We start from the raw sequence: 1817 nt of genomic DNA on the forward strand, positions 1-1817 counted from the left end.
CGGCACCGGAAACCTGCTCGCCCGGAACCTCCGCCTCCCCCTCGACCGACCCGAGCCGATGATCCGCGCCGCGTTCACCGGAACGCAGGTCGCCATGGACATCGGCTTCGCGGTGCTCACCCGCGACGACGGGTCCACGAGCGAGCACGGCTTCGTGGTCATGGGGGGAATGGGCCTCGACGCGGCGATGATCGCCAACACGAACCCCGACCTGAAGAAGACCGTCGGGTGGGTCGCTTACGTCGACGGCGCGGCCCGGTCCCTCGCGAGCGCCAAGCCGTTCCGGGTGATGTACGAGATCCCCGGTCACAAGCTGCACGCTACGCGCGTGCAGTCGGTGCTCTTCGCCAACTGCGGTCGACTGCCGGCGGGTCTCGACCTCATCCCCGAGGCGTCGATCAACGACGGCGCGCTCGACATCGTCGTGTTCCAGCCCAAGGGGCCGCTCGGATGGCTGCTCGTGTGGCGCCGCGTCGCGTGGGACAACAGCGTGCTGCGACGGTTCCGCGCCGGGCGCCGGGTGCTCCAACTGCGCACGAAGGACAGCGCGGTGCGCTACTCGCGGGGCGTCGGACTGCACGTCGGCGCCGGTGCCGCGCATCCGGTGCAGCTCGACGGCGACGAGTTCGGCGACGCCGTGCGGGCGGATGTGCGCATCGACGCCGGTGCCCTGACCATCGTCGTGCCGGCCGGCCACGACACCTCCCGCCTCTGACGCGCGTCGAAAGGCACGGCGGTCAGCAGCGCTCCGGCAGGGCCCGAACCTGCGGGCTGTCAAGACGCCGGAGCGATTCGCCCGGCGACGCTAGCGTCGGGGCATGGCAAGCCCCTCCCTCGTCTGGTTCCGTGACGATCTGCGCCTCGCCGATCACCCGGCTCTGCGCGCGGCCCTCGACCGCGACGAACCGATCGTGTGCGTCTACGTGCTCGACGAGGAGTCCGACGGGGTCAGGCCTCTCGGCGGCGCGGCCCGATGGTGGCTGCATCACAGCCTCGCGGAGCTTCGGGACCGCCTCGCCGACCGGGGGTCGGGACTCATCCTCCGTCGCGGAGCGGCCGGTCGGGTGGTCCGCGACCTGGTCGAGGAGATCGGAGCCGGTGCGGTGTTCTGGAACCGGCGCTACGGCGGCCCGGAACGGGACATCGACGCCGACCTCAAGGCCGACCTGCGCGACGGCGGCGTGGAGGTCGCGTCATTCGCGGCGAACGTGCTGTTCGAGCCGTGGACGGTGACGACGGGGGCCGGAAAGCACTTCTCCGTCTACACGCCGTTCTGGAACGCGTGTCAGGAGATGCCCGCGCCGCGCAAGCCGCTCCCGGAGCCGCGCGACGTGCCAGGACCGGGCCGCGCCCCGGCATCCGAAGATCTCGACGACTGGGGGCTCCTCCCCACGCGGCCGGACTGGGCGGGTGGCCTGCGCGAGCGGTGGGAGCCGGGCGAGCTGGCGGCGAGACGACGGCTGCGCGAGTTCCTCGACGACGATCTCGGATCCTACGACGCCGCCCGCGACGAGCCGGCCGCCGGCGCGACGTCGCTGCTGTCTCCGCGGCTGAGATGGGGAGAGCTGAGTCCCTACACGATCTGGCACGACACGCTCGAGAACGCCGGCTCGGGTGCGCACGCCGCATCCGCTCACGGGTTCCTGTCGGAGGTGGGATGGCGGGAGTTCGCGTGGCACACGCTCTACCACTTCCCGAAACTCGCCGACAAGAACCTGCGATCGGAGTACGACGCGTTCCCATGGCCTCGCCTGAAGCCGACGAATCTCGAAGCGTGGCAGCAGGGCCGTACGGGATTCCGCATGGTCGACGCCGGC

General features: G+C 71.3%; 2 protein-coding genes. Both read left to right on the plus strand.

What is annotated here, in order from left to right; translation table 11 throughout:
• A partial coding sequence (locus B3S45_RS14415) for a diacylglycerol/lipid kinase family protein (RefSeq protein WP_414683098.1) occupies positions 1 to 715 on the plus strand: 715 nt, incomplete at its 5' end.
• Between the two features lie 103 nt (positions 716 to 818).
• Positions 819 to 1817: cryptochrome/photolyase family protein (locus tag B3S45_RS14420; protein WP_286721480.1), on the plus strand; the 999-nt coding region annotated here is incomplete at its 3' end.

The sequence above is a fragment of the Microbacterium sp. UBA1612 genome, assembly GCF_002321605.1.
Lineage (GTDB): Bacteria > Actinomycetota > Actinomycetes > Actinomycetales > Microbacteriaceae > Microbacterium > Microbacterium luteum.